Annotated in this window: 11 protein-coding genes; 5 read left to right on the forward strand and 6 right to left on the reverse strand. The window is 57.1% G+C overall.

Annotated elements, in window-relative coordinates; translation table 11 throughout:
* Positions 1-23 precede the first annotated feature (23 nt).
* The 3 genes from dgcB to EAW52_RS02745 all read left to right on the forward strand — a co-directional run bounded on the left by dgcB (position 24) and on the right by EAW52_RS02745 (position 4,172).
* Positions 24-2,006, forward strand: coding sequence for a dimethylglycine demethylation protein DgcB (dgcB, locus tag EAW52_RS02735; protein ID WP_122041326.1), 1,983 nt, complete (start codon positions 24-26; stop codon positions 2,004-2,006).
* 81 nt (positions 2,007-2,087) lie between these two features.
* Positions 2,088-3,329, forward strand: coding sequence for an electron transfer flavoprotein subunit alpha/FixB family protein (locus EAW52_RS02740; protein WP_122041327.1), 1,242 nt, complete (start codon positions 2,088-2,090; stop codon positions 3,327-3,329).
* A gap of 63 nt (positions 3,330-3,392) precedes the next feature.
* Complete coding sequence (locus EAW52_RS02745) at positions 3,393-4,172, forward strand: hypothetical protein (RefSeq protein ID WP_010796203.1); 780 nt, start codon at positions 3,393-3,395, stop codon at positions 4,170-4,172.
* Positions 4,173-5,001: 829 nt separating this feature from the next.
* Here EAW52_RS02745 and EAW52_RS02750 read toward each other — a convergent pair.
* The 6 genes from EAW52_RS02750 to gbcA form a co-directional block, all read right to left on the reverse strand.
* A complete protein-coding gene (locus EAW52_RS02750) occupies positions 5,002-5,421 on the reverse strand; it encodes a DUF2141 domain-containing protein (protein ID WP_122041328.1) in 420 nt (139 codons plus the stop codon).
* Positions 5,418-6,065, reverse strand: coding sequence for an HAD hydrolase-like protein (locus tag EAW52_RS02755; RefSeq protein ID WP_122041329.1), 648 nt, complete (start codon positions 6,063-6,065; stop codon positions 5,418-5,420). Before EAW52_RS02755 ends, EAW52_RS02750 begins: the two co-directional genes overlap by 4 nt.
* Before the next feature lie 106 nt (positions 6,066-6,171).
* The gene (locus tag EAW52_RS02760) at positions 6,172-7,791 is read right to left on the reverse strand and encodes a methyl-accepting chemotaxis protein (protein ID WP_122041330.1); all 1,620 of its coding nucleotides are present in this window, start codon (positions 7,789-7,791) and stop codon (positions 6,172-6,174) included.
* A 523-nt stretch (positions 7,792-8,314) separates the two neighbouring features.
* Positions 8,315-9,937, reverse strand: a complete 1,623-nt coding sequence (locus EAW52_RS02765) for a methyl-accepting chemotaxis protein (RefSeq protein ID WP_122041331.1) — start codon at positions 9,935-9,937, stop codon at positions 8,315-8,317.
* A gap of 166 nt (positions 9,938-10,103) precedes the next feature.
* Entirely contained in the window at positions 10,104-10,679 is a 576-nt protein-coding gene (locus EAW52_RS02770) for a hypothetical protein (protein WP_122041332.1), read from the reverse strand.
* A gap of 213 nt (positions 10,680-10,892) precedes the next feature.
* Positions 10,893-12,191 carry a glycine-betaine demethylase subunit GbcA gene (gene gbcA, locus EAW52_RS02775; protein ID WP_122041333.1) on the reverse strand — a complete coding sequence of 433 codons (1,299 nt, stop codon included), beginning with the start codon at positions 12,189-12,191 and terminating at the stop codon, positions 10,893-10,895.
* A gap of 71 nt (positions 12,192-12,262) precedes the next feature.
* On the opposite strand from gbcA, the gene EAW52_RS25835 reads away from it, so the two are divergent.
* Positions 12,263-12,499 carry a hypothetical protein gene (locus tag EAW52_RS25835; protein WP_162997570.1) on the forward strand — a complete coding sequence of 79 codons (237 nt, stop codon included), beginning with the start codon at positions 12,263-12,265 and terminating at the stop codon, positions 12,497-12,499.
* Positions 12,500-12,509: 10 nt separating this feature from the next.
* The gene (locus EAW52_RS02780; protein ID WP_122041334.1) at positions 12,510-13,607 is read left to right on the forward strand and encodes a hybrid-cluster NAD(P)-dependent oxidoreductase; all 1,098 of its coding nucleotides are present in this window, start codon (positions 12,510-12,512) and stop codon (positions 13,605-13,607) included.
* Positions 13,608-13,645 lie beyond the last annotated feature (38 nt).

Below are 13,645 nucleotides of genomic sequence, written 5' to 3' on the forward strand. Positions count from 1 at the left end.
CACCCACCCTACGAGGCTCCGGTATGTTAGATATCCTTATTCCCGTTCTGCTCTTTACGGCCCTGGCACTGGCTGCGATCGGTGCTTTTCGACGCGTACGGCTCTGGCGGCAGGGCCGGCCCGCCCATGTCGATCTGATTCGGGGTCTGCTGGCCATGCCGCGGCGCTATCTGGTGGACTTGCACCATGTGGTCGAGCGGGATCGCTATATGTCGCGAACCCATGTGGCCACCGCAGGCGGCTTCGTTCTAGCCGCCGTGCTGGCTGTACTGGTTCATGGATTTGGCCTGCATAACCGTGTTCTGGGTTGGGCGCTATTGGCGGCCACCGCTTGCATGTTCACGGGTGCCTTGTTCGTGGCCAAGCGTCGCCGCAACCCACCGGCACGCCTGTCCAAAGGGCCATGGATGCGCTTGCCCAAAAGCCTACTGATGTTTTCCGCGAGCTTTTTCATTGCTACGCTGCCCGTAGCGGGCGTACTCCCGGAAAATTTTGGCGGCTGGATACTGGCGGCCGTGCTGGCTGTAGGCGTGGCTTGGGGCGTGTCGGAACTATTCTTCGGCATGACCTGGGGTGGCCCAATGAAGCACGCCTTTGCCGGCGCGCTGCATCTAGCCTTCCACCGTCGGCCCGAGCGGTTCCGTACTCCTTATAACGCCAGCGCGGCGCGCTCCAGTGGCTTGAAAGCGCTGGACCTGAATGACCCTGCTGCACCGTTGGGTGTGGAGAAACCCAAGGACTTTACGTGGAATCAGCTGCTGGGCTTTGACGCCTGTGTGCAGTGCGGCCGCTGCGAGGCCATGTGCCCTGCTTATGCGGCCGGTCAGCCGCTCAACCCGAAAAAGCTGATCCAGGACATGGTTATCGGCATGGCGGGTGGCACCGACGCGCGTTATTTCGGCTCGCCTTATCCCGGGAAGCCAATTGGTGAGCACGGCGGCAATGCCCATTCGCCCATTGTTTCATTTGAAGGCAAGGCGCTGGTAGATGCCGAGACGCTATGGTCCTGCACCACCTGTCGGGCCTGTGTGGAAGAGTGCCCAATGATGATCGAGCACGTCGATGCTATCGTCGATATGCGTCGCCATCTGACCCTGGAGAAAGGGGCAACCCCCAACAAGGGCGCTGAGGTGCTCGATAATCTAATCGCAACGGATAACCCCAACGGCTTCAACCCGGTCAACCGGATGAACTGGGCTGCGGACCTTGATCTGCCGTTGATCGCCAACCAACAGCGCGTCGATGTGTTGTTCTGGGTGGGTGATGGCGCGTTTGACATGCGCAACCAGCGGACCCTCAGGGCTTTCGTCAAGATTCTCAAGGCTGCCAAGGTTGATTTTGCCGTGCTGGGGCTGGAGGAGCGCGACAGCGGTGACGTGGCGCGACGACTGGGGGACGAGGCGACCTTTCAACAATTGGCCAGGCGCAATATCGCCACGCTGTCGCGGTACCGCTTCAACCGGATCGTGACATGCGACCCGCATAGCTTTCACGTGCTGAGAAACGAATACGGCGCGCTGGGCGGGGCTTATACGGTTCTGCATCACAGCACCTTTCTGGCAGAGCTGCTGGACGCGCAGGCGCTCCATCTCGGGCAGCACAAGGGGGGCAGCGTGACCTACCACGACCCCTGCTATCTGGGTCGATACAACGGAGAGTACGAGGCGCCCCGCAAGGTACTCAAGGCCATCGGGATTGAGGTCAAGGAAATGGAGCGCTCCGGCTTCCGGGCTCGCTGCTGTGGCGGTGGAGGAGGCGCGCCAATTACCGATATTCCCGGCACGCAGCGGATTCCCGACATGCGCATGGCCGATATCAAGACGACTGGAGCGGAGGTTGTCGCTGTGGGATGCCCTCAATGTACCGCCATGCTGGAGGGGGTGGTCGCGCCCCGTCCGGAGGTAAAGGACATTGCCGAGCTGGTCGCCGAAGTTGTAATCGAGGCACCCGCCGTGCCGGTAAAGCAACCAATCACGCCCCGGCGTGAAGCGGTGGAGATCTCCTGATGAACGCATCCTGTATTACCCGATTGGCCATGAGCGCCGCGATACCCACTCAGGCACGGACGTTTTTCAAAGGAGCAGGGCATGACTGACATCATCCGCCGTGATCCGCATGCCGAATGGATCGCCCGTAATCGGCTTCATCCCCTGCACGCCTTGATGCAGGCGAGTACGCGCGATGAGCAGCCTCGCTGGATGGGCCCCAACGGCATCATTCGTAAGAATCCCCACGCAGCTCTGGGCTTCAAGGGGCCTAGCGGCTTGCGCCGTATCGATCGCAGTGGCGCTCAGCAGGGCAACGGGGTTCGTCGGCTGGGTGAGGCCCAGGAGGTGCTACTGCCGTTGCATCGGGTCGAAGAGCCCGCCTTCATTATTGCCGTAGTGCCCGATTTGGTAGGGGGACGGCTTTCCAGCCACGACCGCGATCTGCTCGGCCTGGCGCGACAGCTGGCAGGCTCAGCAGGGGCAGTGTTAGCCATTGTCTTTGGCGAGCATAAGGAGTCTGGTTTCGATAAGGCAGGTGTTGACCGGCTATTGCAATTGAGCGGTCATGAATACACGGGATACTCGCCTGAACAGCGCGTGCTGGCGCTGCGTGCAGTAGAAAGCCAGTTCTTGCCACGTCACTGGTTGTTGCCGGACAGCCGTACCGGTGGTGGCGAGCTAGGTCGTCGTTTCGCTGCTACGCTACATGAGCGGCCTGCTACACGTGTCTGGCAGATAAAGGATGGACTATGTACCGGCCGTGCCGGCGCAGGCAGCGAAGATCTGACGCGTCCTGTCCCCAAGGTAGTGTTGGCCTGCGCCGAGTGTGCGGAGCCGGTCAGTGAAACACGATATGAGGCACGTACGGTCACGCTGGCTGACGGCAATCAGTTGCGAACGCTTGTGCGTATCGAGGACATGGGGGCCGTGGCCGTCGATCCAGCGCTTGTTCCCATGGCCGAAGCGGAATTCATCTTGTCCGGTGGCAATGGCGTTCAGGACTGGGATCTCTTTCATCGGGCAGCCCGGGCGCTTGGGGCAACAGAAGGGGCTTCGCGGGTGGCGGTAGACGACGGGCATATGCCACGTCACCGGCAGGTAGGCGCTACGGGGACCTGGGTAACGGCACGGGTCTACCTGGCCGTCGGGATTTCCGGCGCGGTACAGCACTTACAGGGCATAGGTGCCTGCGACAAAGTCATTGCCATCAACCTCAATCCGGGGTGCGACATGATCAAGCGGGCAGACCTGTCGGTCATTGCAGATTCGAACGCCGTGCTGGAAGCCTTGATCGATCTGGTCGAGGCCTACCGCCGCGGTGAGCAGAAGGAAGCGGCCTGAAGCGGTCGTCCGCAGGACTACCGCTTCAGCAACGCAACGTGAGTCTTGAAGGAGGTAAACGGTATGTCCGACGGCCAATTGAATGTGATTACGCTGGTATCGGTGGGGTCGCATCCCATGTCGGCCCGCGCCCGCCGCGCAGAGCAGGATGCCCGAGCGGTCGAATTGGGGCTGCATCTGGCGGGTGATCGACTCACGGTACTGCATGCCGGTAATCCCTACGAGGAGTCGCTGCGCGCTTACCTGGGTATGGGATTGCCTGCCCTGCATGTCCTGGAGCAGCCCAAGGGCGCCGATGCTCTACCGGTGCTGGTGGAATACCTTCGGGAGGCTCAGGTCCAGGTTGTATTGACCGGCACTCAAGCCGAGACCGGGGAAGGGTCGGGCATGCTGCCCTATCTTCTGGCCGAATCGCTGGGTTGGCCCCTGGTAGTTGGGCTGGCAGACGTTGAATCGGTAGACGCCGGACATGCTCAGGTACTGCAAGCCCTGCCGCGCGGACAAAGGCGACGGCTAAGGGTACGCCTGCCTTTTGTCGCCAGTGTGGACAACGCAGCGCCAGCCGCCCGTCAAAGTGCCTTTGGGCCCGCAAGGCGTGGAGAGATCAAGGTTGAAGATGTGGATATCGTTGATGACCTCCTGTGGCAAGAGGCCGTCTTGCAGCCGGCTCGTCCACGGCCGAAGCGGCTGAAAGTCATCAAGGCCAAGACGGCTGCCGATCGTTTTCGCGCCGCCACGGCCAAGGCGACAGGAGATGGCGGTCAGATCCTGAGAGATGTCACCCCACAGGCGGGCGCAGAAGCCATTTTCAAGGTCTTGCGTGAGGAAGGCGTCGTTCGGTAGGACGACTTTCATATCTCATGTCGGCTTCCGGCTTGCTGGAGGCTTTTGGGTGCCTGTCTTTTTATCCTTTCAAGCCCACAAAATGTGTGTACGAGCCTGTGGATAATCTGTTGGATAATTATTCAACCCTAGTAACCATGCGGCTTTAGCTGAGGTGATCACTTTTTGATCAAAACAACAGGTGCGGCTTTTCCTGTAATCACAACAACTTGTGGATAAGTTTGTGAGTAATATGTTTGGAAGAGGCTGTAAGCCTTGATTTTAAAGGGATAGAGGCAACTACTGTATTGTTGATCAGTGTTGACAAAGCTAATGAACCCTCTATTTCAGCACTGTATGAAGAGCGTGCGCTTTATTGAGTTATCCACCCGATATAAAGCTAAAAATGCCCTGAAAAGGTGAATGAACCATGGGAAGAGCTGTGGATAAGCTGTTGCTGAGGGTTGGTTAACTCATCTGTCAATGACCTGGATGACAAAACTCTGTCATCCAGAAAGGCCACTATTAGGCTACTACAGGTAAATTATAAGACGGTTTAGCCTTTCATTCAGGCAGAGCCATTCAAAGGACTTGCTCATTCAAGCCATGCCAGCCGCTTTCCCACAATTACTGTGCGTCTGGCTGTGGACAGCGTGTTCGTTAATGCCGCCAAGCCTTATGCCATGCGGCGTCCAGACAGTTGCTCATTTATTGATCAATCAATTCAAGATCGATTTTTCTACTCACTATTACTGTGGTTTCGCTTGTGGATACAGTGTTCATGATTGCCTGGAAGCCACGACATACAAGGCCTCCAGAGGATTGATCGTTTTTTGAGCAGTTTTGTTGGTCAGCGAAGCTTGATGGTAATAGCCTCAATAGAGTCGTTGAGCTCGAAGCGTGTTTCCTCAAACGTGGCCTTACGCATCTTCAGTGGAGGGTTCTGGCTGTAGCCATACTGCTCAGTTGGCATCCCGATAAAGTTCGTATCGAGCTTCTGATTGCCGTTGGCATCTCGAATGACCGATACCGCATAGGTGCCGGGCCTTAGGTTCTTGAAGATATGCTGCACCGTGGTCCCTGTAACTGGGATATGGGCGGATGCCTCCAACGGTTTGTCGTTATCCCACGCGTCGGCCGAAGCGAATACGGCTACCAGCAATTCACCTTTGGCCTCCTCGATATCGGTAAAGGTCACGTTGAGATCAGCAGCATGGGCATGGCCCAGTGTCCAGATAAGGCCGAAAACGCAGAGGGGCAAGCGCTTCATGCAAGCTCCGTTGTAGGGTGAGAAACAAGGGTGTAAGTGATAGCGTCGAGGCGTTCGAAAAGATAGTCGGGCCCGGCTCTGCGTAACGCCTCTGGGCTGGCATACCCCCAGCTGACCGCACCGCAGGCAATACCTGCCTTGCGTGCCGCCTGAATATCCCGCAATTCATCGCCAATGCAGATCGTGGCATCGGGCGAGACATTACAACGGGCGACTACCTGTTTAAGGCGTGAGCTTTTACCGAGCAGGGGCGCGTTACACTCGACACGGTCCAGATAGCGAGCCGACGGACCAAGAATGCACTCGACATTTTCAAGTGAATTGGACGTGACCAGCGCCAACTGTATTCCGGCCTGATGCAGGGTCTCCAGCATGGCGGGTACGCCCTCGAAAGGCCGCACGGTATGGCCGCCGTGCGCCATCAGGCGTTGAAAGTGGTGCGCGACACGTGGGATTTTCCACAGTGGAATATCAAAGTAACGCAGCAGCTGGCGGGTATCGTAGCTGCGGATGCGATCAAAGTCGGCTGGGTCGTACCGGTTGAAGCGATGTGCCTGAGCCAGTGTGTCGAGCGACTCGAGAAAGAATGGAAAGCTGTCGGCCAGGGTGCCATCAAAGCCGAAAATGACGAGTTGGTAGCGCATGGGCAGGGCGGCTGGCCGTGATAGGAAGAGAAGAGAGAGTAGCCGGGGCGGACGCCTGCGACAAATACAACCGGTGCCAAGTGTGATGGCACCGGTTGTATCAGGGTTACAGCGAGAAGCGACGTACCAGGCCGTTGAGGTCTACGGCAAGGCGGGCAAGCTCCTGGGTGGCAACGCTGGTCTGCTGTGCACCGGCTGCCGTTTGTACCGACAAGTCACGGATGCTGACCAGGCTGCGGTCCACTTCACGGGCGACCTGAGCCTGTTGCTCGGAGGCGCTGGCAATCAGCAGATTGCGGTCGTTGATGTCAGCCACATTCGACGTGATGGTTGTCAGCGCTTCGCCAGCCGCGTTGGCTTTTTCCAGCGTACTGCGGGCACGCTCGGCGCTGCTCTGAAGCGCTTGTACGGTGTGGCCGGTCCCCTGCTGGATGCTACCGATCATGGATTCGATCTCACGGGTCGATTCCCCGGTACGGTGTGCCAGAGCACGGACTTCATCGGCCACGACGGCAAAGCCACGGCCAGCATCACCTGCACGGGCGGCTTCAATAGCGGCGTTGAGCGCCAGCAGGTTGGTCTGCTCAGCCACGGCGCGGATCACATCCAGGACCTTGCTGATATTAAGGGCCTGCTCGGCAAGTTCCTCGGCACTTTGAGAAGCGCCCAGGACATCGCTGGTCAGGGCCTGGATAGAATTGATAGCCTCAGTCAGTTGAGTACGGCCTTGTGCAGCAGACTGGCTGGCAGCTCGGGAGGCTTCTGACGTCGAAACGGCATTGCCAGCAACATCTTCTACCGCAGCGGTCATCTCGTTCACAGCGGTAGCCGCCTGCTCGATCTCATCGTTCTGGCGCTGCAAGCCGCGAGTGCTTTCGCTCATGACCGCATTCATTTCTTCCGAGGCACTGGAAAGCTGATGGGCAGAATCATTGATTTGACCAATCGTGGAGCGCAAATTGCCCTGCATGGTAGAAAGGGCGCCAAGCAGTTCAGCCGCTTCATCCTGACCTCTTACCGTAATGGCTTGGCTCAAGTCCCCCCCAGCGATGTGCTTGGCAACCTGGACGGCTTGGCGAATAGGCGCAACGATGCTGCTAATCATGATCCAGGCCAACACACCTGTAATGACAAGCGCTGACAGAATCACGAGAGCTGATACCCACTGTACATGCCCATACAGAGTGCTAGCCACAGTGCCGGATTTATCTGCTTCGTCGAGATTATATTGCTGCGCTTTCAATAGGCTTCCGGCGAGGTTACGACCCGTCGTTATCATATTATCCGCCACAAATTGACGCGCCTGCTCAATTTGCTGTTGTGCAACCAGCTTTTGAATAGTGGCAACACCTGTCATGTAGTCCCTGTAGTGAACCTGGACCTCATTGAACAACTGCCGGTCTTCTTCAAGAAAAATGGTTTTTTCATAGGCAGCTAACTGAGCTTGCACATCGGTAGCCAGCTTTTCGATCAGAGCGTTTGATGTTTTTAAGATGGCCGGATCGTCATCGGTAACGAGCCGCAGGGCTTCAAGGCGAATGGTGCCGATATTGATGGCTATCTTGTCGACACTTGCCAAGCCGGGTAGCCAACTCTGCTCGATTTCGCTCCCCGCTTCGCGAATCTTGGATAGTTGGGTCAAATTGAACGTACCCAATGCCAGCAGGAGCGCCGCGATGACACCAAAGCAGAGCAACGTCCGATGGGCAATTTTTAGATTTCTCATAACAAGCTCTCCTGACAGGCACAAACTAGCTATGCACCCAGGCAGTGGGATAAAGGGTTATGACGAAATATCGGAGCGTTCTGTTATTTCTGGAGGTTTAGATGATCGATGGTCGACTTTAAGTTGCAACAAAAGATGAATCGGTTCACCTGCTCTTGGCCGAGCCTTCAAAACTGATAAGACGTGAACGACTGGGGCCCATAATTTTCCTGACAGCAACTTTCATATAACGATATGGGCGTTTTACAGATGACTTAAAAAGTATTTAGACAGGCAGTCAAATTGTCTATTGCGTTGCGAGTTCCGGCGGCGTTCTATGGTCGTGCAGAGCCCCTATCAGGCATAGTGGTTGCGTACACAAAAGGCTAGTAACCGCAGCAGTTATCAAACATAGCGTCTTTTCAAGCCTAATTTCGAACGCAGTGCTTTGGCCATTTACAACAAGCCAGACGGGCAAGAGCACTATCGCGCTTTGCTGAATATGTTTGAAGAAGGTGCCGGAGGTACCCGGCACCTAGTAGGGTTACAGCGAGAAGCGACGCACCAGACCGTTGAGGTCTACCGCCAGGCGAGAAAGCTCCTGGGTGGCAACGCTGGTCTGCTGTGCACCGGCTGCCGTTTGTACCGACAAGTCACGGATGCTGACCAGGCTGCGGTCCACTTCACGGGCGACCTGAGCCTGTTGCTCGGAGGCGCTGGCAATCAGCAGATTGCGGTCGTTGATGTCAGCCACATTCGACGTGATGGTTGTCAGCGCTTCGCCAGCCGCGTTGGCTTTTTCCAGCGTACTGCGGGCACGCTCGGCGCTGCTCTGAAGCGCTTGTACGGTGTGGCCGGTCCCCTGCTGGATGCTACCGATCATGGATTCGATCTCACGGGTCGATTCCCCGGTACGGTGTGCCAGAGCACGGACTTCATCGGCCACGACGGCAAAGCCACGGCCAGCATCACCTGCACGGGCGGCTTCAATAGCGGCGTTGAGCGCCAGCAGGTTGGTCTGCTCAGCCACGGCGCGGATCACATCCAGAACCTTGCTAATATTAAGGGCCTGCTCGGCAAGTTCCTCGGCACTTTGAGAAGCGCCCAAGACATCGCTGGTGAGTGCTTCAATGGAGGCAATGGCATCGCTTAGTTGTGCACGGCCCTGTTGAGCCGAATGACTGGACGCCTGTGATGCTTCAGAGGTGCTGACCGCGTTGCTGGCAACGCCTTCCACTGCGGACGTCATTTCGTTCACAGCGGTAGCCGCCTGCTCGATCTCATCATTCTGGCGTTGCAGACCGCGCGTGGACTCATCCATGACTGCGCTCATTTCGTCAGCTGCTGATGACAGCTGAGTAGCCGAGTCGCCGATCTGGCCGATGGTCTGGCGCAGATTGACCTGCATGGCGGCCAATGCTTGAAGCAGTTCTGCTGCCTCATCCCGACCTTCAGCTTTTACGTTCTGGCTCAGGTCGCCACCGGCAATCTGTTTGGCAACGCTTACTGCCTGGCCAATAGGCTTGACGATGCTGGCTGTCAGCAGCAGGGCCAATATGATCGTGACGATTACGGCCAGTATGATAATGCTGATCACGACCATCTGGGCTTGGCTGTAGCTCTCGGCTGCGGCCTGACCGGCCTTGGCCGCTGTATCCTGATTGATCTTTTGCAGCAAAATGTTCTGATCGTTGACGATGATGCCTCGGGGCGCCAGCTCAGTATTGATCAGCTTGTTAGCGGAGGGTAGATCCTCCTGGCTTACAAAGCCCTGCACCTTGGCCAGAATGTTCATGTATTCCTGAAAGGTGGTCTTGAGCGTGGACAGCGCCTGGCGTTCCTGCTCGTTGGAAACCAGCGTCTCGTATTTCTTGAAGGTTTCCTGGATCTTGCCATCCAGTGTGGCAATAGTCTGGTTGCTCCTGGCCTGCACTGCCTTGTCCGGATTCGCCACCAGGCGAAGCACCTCGACACGAAGGCGGGTGATGTTCAGCGCAATTTCATCTGCCGTTGCAAGGCTCGGCATGGCGTTGTGTTCGATGACTTGTCCGGCACGGCGGATATCAGCCATTTGCATCAGGTTGGAAATGCCTAGGATGATCAGTAGCAGAGCTACTGCACCAAAGCTCAGAAGGGTCCGGTAAGAGATCTTCAAATGTCTGAACATGATCGGTCCTGTTAGAAAAATAAGGGCAGGCGATCCTTCGCTCTGTAAGGGATGCCTGCATATCGGACGCGATCGGAAATGCTTAAGGGCAATCATCAGCTAAAGGCTAAACACTTGCGGCCCTGACAGGAAAAGACCAAGGCCGCCGAAGATAGCTGAGACAGGATCAGTGCTTGCTCAGGAGGTGCTGTACCAGAGCCTTGTGAGCGGCTTCGTCCTTTCGGTCGGACAGCATCTGTACAACCGCAACCCGCGCATCTGCCTCGGCAATAAAGGCGGTGCTGCGCATGGGCGTGCCGTTCATGACTGACGTGGTTTCCAGTTGCTGAAGGGTCAGGCCGTCGCGCTTTAGGGTCTTTTCCTTGAGCACTTTGAATTTGCTGCCGCTCAGTTTCTGCCGTGCATAGAATGCGGCTTTGGCCTTGGCAAGCACGACTCGGTTGCTGGCGCTTTTATCTTCTGGCGTCGGCGTTTCAGAGGTAACGATCAACTGTTGGCTGGCCTTGTTGATATACAGTTTGCCGCGTGCTGACGGGTCTTCGGCAGCTGTGCCGGGCGGCAGGGGACTGACATCGAACCCCTCGGGTAATGCCAGCACTAGCTGATGGTTCAGCAGGGAGATGGGGCGGCTATTGGCTGTCTGGGTGGTTTCGGCCTTGCTGGCAGCCTGGACCGGTAGAGTGACAAGGCCGAATACAAGGGCAGCCGAAGCCAGGGCCATTTTCAGGCTGTTGTTGTTCATGTCAGATCCTTGAATGGATTGCGTTGAGTCCTTTGGGTGCCGAAAGGCTTGGCAGCCAGGGCCCAACGACTGGCCGGATTATTTCATAGCGACAAGCCTGCATTGCGCTGCGCTTTCCTGAAGCGTGCAGTGCTTGGCAGTTGAAAATGCAACGGTTTTTGACTGAACAAAAGAAACCCCGCCGAAGCGGGGTTCTTAAAACAAAGTAGTTAATCAGCCATCGGCACCCACTTGACGCAGGTGCGGTACGGGTTGCTCTTCGCCCAGGTTGGCCAGTAGGCGTTCGCTGTACCAGTCAATGAAATTAATGACGCCAAATTCATAGGTCTGTGAATACGGGCCGGGCTGGTAGGCCTTGGAGTTGATGCCGCGCTGATTTTCCTCGGCAAGCATTCGGTCCTGCTGGTTAGTGGCATCCCAAACCTTGCGCAGATTTTCTACCTCATAATCGACGCCCTCTACTGCATCCTTGTGCACCAGCCACTTGGTGGTAACCACGGTCTGTTGGGCGCTGATTGGCCAGACAGTGAACACAATCAGGTGATCCCCCATGGCGTGGTTCCAGGAGTGCGGCAGGTGCAGGATGCGCATGGAGCCCAACTCCGGATTCTTGATACGTCCCATCAGCTTCTTGCAGCCGGGTTTGCCATCCAGCGTCATGGAAGCCGTGCCCTTGAGTAGCGGCATGCGCACAATGCGGTTACGCAGGCCAAAGCTGGCGTGGGCATACGGGATCTGCTCGGCCTCCCAGGCGGCGGCGCTTTCGGCAACGTGATCCTTGAAGGCCTGGTTGGCACGTGGATCGGTTACATCGTCCCATTCCAGGAGTGTCTTGAGCAGCTCTGGGTGCGAGCCGTTGCAGTGGTAGCACTCGCGGTTGTTTTCAAGCACCAGCTTCCAGTTGGCGGCTTCCATCAGGTCCGTACGGGCTACGACCTTGGTGTTTTCCATGTCGTACGGCTCCATGTAATGGTCGAGCGTACGCAGGAAGTCATCGATAGCGGGAGGCTCGTCGGCCAGGCAGATAAAGATGTATCCACCCGCCGTTTTCACATGCACCGGCTTCAGGTTGAAGTCCGCCATGTTGAAGTCAGCACCCATTTCGGTACCGGCAAACAGCAGGCGGCCGTCCAGCTCGTAGGTCCATTGATGATAGGGACAGACCAGCTTGGCCACTTTGCCTTTCTCGCTGACGCACAGGCGAGAACCGCGGTGCCGACACACGTTATGAAAAGCGTGTACTTTGCCTTCAGCACCACGCACCACCATGACGGGGTTATCGCCAATCTGCAGCGTGAGAAAATTGCCTTTGGCAGGGATTTCACTCGTCATTCCGGCAATCAGCCACTCCTTGCCAAAGATCTCCTGCATGTCGATCTGGAACAGACGCTCATCGTTATAGAACGGCTGTGGCATCGAGTAAGTTCGCTCACGGGTACGCAGCATCTCTGCGGTGGCCTTGCGGGCCGATTCCAGCGGATCGCCCAGACTCAAAGGGTAGGTGACGTCCATCGGTATCCTCATGCGGCGGCATACAGGTGCGCCGGTGAAAAAGTGGCTGATAGGGTTGTGATGCAAGGCGTTTGGACAGCTTGTTCAAGGCTGCCCGTGTGGTTGGTGAAATCAGTGTGGGGCTGCGTCTGGATGGGGCCTTATCCATGCGCGACATGGTCGAATCATTTCCCGACGCGGCAAGTCCCGTGGACGCTGGGCTGGTCGCTCTAAGCATGCCGATGTCGTTGGCAGGTAAATGCCGACGAAAGGGCCTCTCCACAATCGCCCCATCACCGCCTGAAGATGCGGCGGGTCTCAACGCGTGAGGGCACGTGCATGAACAGCTTTCTGAATCCGGTTACTACGCAGACCTGGGCCAATGGTCGCCATGCGGTACGTTGCGTCAAGGCGATTCAGGAAACCTGGGATGTACGAACCTTCTGCTTCATGGCGGACGTACCCCTGATGTACTTTTTCAAACCCGGACAGTTCGTGACGCTGGAGCTTGAGATCGAGGGGCAGCAGGTGATGCGTTCATACACAATCTCCAGCTCGCCCTCCGTGCCCTACAGCTTCTCGATCACGGTCAAGCGTGTCCCGGGTGGCAAGGTATCGAACTGGCTGCATGACAACCTGCGTGAAGGGCAGGAGCTTGCGGTGCATGGGCCGGTGGGGCTGTTCAACGCCATTGACTACCCGTCCGACAAGGTCCTGCTGCTTTCCGGTGGCGTAGGTATCACACCGGTGATGTCCATGGCCCGCTGGTTTTTCGACACGAACGCTAACGTGGACATGGTGTTCGTACACAGTGCCCGCACGCCAAAGGACATCATCTATCACCGCGAGCTGGAGCACATGGCCTCGCGGGTCTCTAATTTCTCGCTGCATCTCGTGTGCGAGCGGAGTGATCTTGGGGAGGCCTGGGCGGGATATCGCGGTTTCTTTGATCGGCGCATGCTGGAATTGATGGCGCCGGATTTTCGTGATCGCGAGGTGTTCTGCTGTGGCCCTACACCTTATATGAATGCTGTGAAGACCATGCTGCGCGAGCTGGGCTACGACATGGCCCGTTATCACGAGGAGTCCTTTGGCGCGACGCCTGCGGATATCAAGGAAGATGTTCTCGAACAGGCCGGTCTTGCGGCCGACACACCGCCGGTTCCGCTGGCGGATCAGTGCGAGGTGTTATTTGCGGGCAGCGGCATGAGTGTACGTGTTGGACCAGGTGAGACTGTGCACGGAGCGGCTGCCAAGCTGGGCCTGCATATTCCAAAGGCATGTGGCATGGGCATCTGCGGCACCTGCAAGGTGCTCAAGACCCGTGGTTCGGTTGTCATGGAGCACAACGGCGGCATTACCGAAGAGGACGAGGCCGAAGGTTACATCCTGTCCTGCTGCAGCGTTCCGCAAGGGGACGTTGAAATCGATTTCTAAATATCCTGCAGCGGACATGCCTGTTTGGGCGTGTCCAT

Origin of the sequence: Pseudomonas sp. LTJR-52, from assembly GCF_003691465.1 — a bacterium.
Taxonomy (GTDB): domain Bacteria; phylum Pseudomonadota; class Gammaproteobacteria; order Pseudomonadales; family Pseudomonadaceae; genus Chryseomonas; species Chryseomonas luteola.